Raw genomic sequence first — 1,716 nt, forward strand, 5'->3', positions numbered from 1 at the left:
CCCTTTTCACCCAAGTCCAACAGCTTTGGACCGCAGTTGACTCTTTCGACACCCCTGCGATGCAACCCAATCCGGCTGACGGGGAGCCAGCAACGCTGAAAATTTACCCTCCTCTTTCCCACTAGCGGCTCCTTTTCCGACAACCAGCACGGCGGATCCCTGCCGCGGCGCTGTGAACGCAGCATTTTGATTGGTATCGTTGGCCTTCAGGCTCGTCAGTCAAACAGACCCAGGAGCAGCTCAGCCGGTGGCGCCCGGCTTTCGGGTAACGCCCTGGTCCCGCTGGTTTCGGCTTTGTGCTTCAGGTGATCAAGGATCTGCTTGATCACTATAGGGTCTTCAATGCAGGCGATGACTTTCATGGCGCCGCCGCAGCCGCTGCAGGTCTCGATGTCGATATTGAAAACACGCTTGAGCCGTTGCGCCCATGTCATCGACGCTCGCCGTTGTGCTGGTGTTGCCGGTTCATCAGCCACCCTGACCTTGTTGCCCCTGCCCCGTTTTGCCGGCGTGACCAACGCCCGGTGCCGACTGTTGGGTGCGAACACCCCGTGGAAGCGGGTTAGGTTGACTCTGGGCTTCGGTACCAGGGCGGCCAGCCTTGCAATGAAATCCAATGGTTCGAAAATGACGTGCGTGGTGCCGTCCCGGTACGGCGTCTTGAGCTGGTAGCGCACGTTGCCGCCTCGTGTTAACGACAGCCGCTTCTCGGATACCGCCGGGCGGCTGATGTACCGGCACAGCCGTTCGAGCTTCTTGCGTTCATCGGCCCTGGCCGCCACGCCGGCGTGCAGGCTGGACCCGGCTACCTTGCCAATCCCGTCACCGAACGGATCACCACTGGTCGGCAGAGTTTGCAAAGTGAACACCTTTCGCCCCGCCTGTGAACCGACAGCGATACGGTAAGTGATCGAGTGCCCCAGCAGGGGTGTCATCGGGTCGTCATCCACCGCATCCGAGGCCAGATAGCTGTTTTCGACATCCCGTTCCAGCAGGCCTTGCCGTTCCAGATAGCGACCCACCCGGTGGGCGATGGTGTGCGTCAGCTGGGTGAGCTCTGGGCTGGTCGGCGCCTTGACCCAGCGGAAACGCGCTGAGCCGTGGGATTGCTCGACATACACACCGTCGAGAAACAGCATGTGGAAGTGAACATTCAGATTGAGCGCCGATCCAAAACGCTGGATCAGGGTGACCGCGCCCGTCTTGGCCACTTGGTGGGTATGGCCCGCTTTCTTGACCAGGTGCGTGGCAATGACGCGGTAAACGATGCCCAGCACCCACCCCATGATCTCGGGCCGGCTGGCAAACAGGAAACGCAGCTGAAACGGGAAGCTCAACACCCACTGACGCATGGGTTGTTCAGGCAGTACTTCATCAACCAGCAAGGCGGCACTTTCGGCCATCCGCCGCGCCCCACAGCTCGGGCAGAAACCGCGACGCTTACAGCTGAAAGCGACCAGGTGCTCGGCGTGGCAAGACTCGCAGCGAACCCGTAGAAAGCCATGCTCCAGCCGCCCGCATTGGAGAAATTCTTCAAATTCCCGTTGCACATAGCCCGGCAATTCCTTTCCCTGCTCTGCCATAAGCGCAGCGAATGCCGGGTAATACTCGTCAACGATCTGATAGAGAAGGGTTTGCTCGGGTCGGTGGCTCTGGTAACGACCAGTATCCCGATCCCGGCTGGCCGTCCTGGCCGCCACATGAGGCATGTTCCGC

1 protein-coding gene is annotated in these 1,716 nt (G+C 60.4%); it reads right to left on the reverse strand.

The window, feature by feature from the left end:
- Positions 1 to 215: 215 nt before the first annotated feature.
- Positions 216 to 1,709: an IS91-like element ISVsa3 family transposase gene (locus tag ACF8OV_RS11160; RefSeq protein WP_001120888.1), complete on the reverse strand. Its 1,494-nt coding sequence runs from the start codon at positions 1,707 to 1,709 to the stop codon at positions 216 to 218.
- Between the last annotated feature and the right edge of the window lie 7 nt (positions 1,710 to 1,716).

Source organism: Vibrio sp. GLN_1, assembly GCF_043106015.1.
Classification (GTDB): domain Bacteria; phylum Pseudomonadota; class Gammaproteobacteria; order Enterobacterales; family Vibrionaceae; genus Vibrio; species Vibrio parahaemolyticus.

Bases quoted from the DNA above. Each gene is read 5' to 3' on its own strand.
- ACF8OV_RS11160 (WP_001120888.1), bottom strand. From the start codon at position 1,709: ATGCCTCATGTGGCGGCCAGGACGGCCAGCCGGGATCGGGATACTGGT.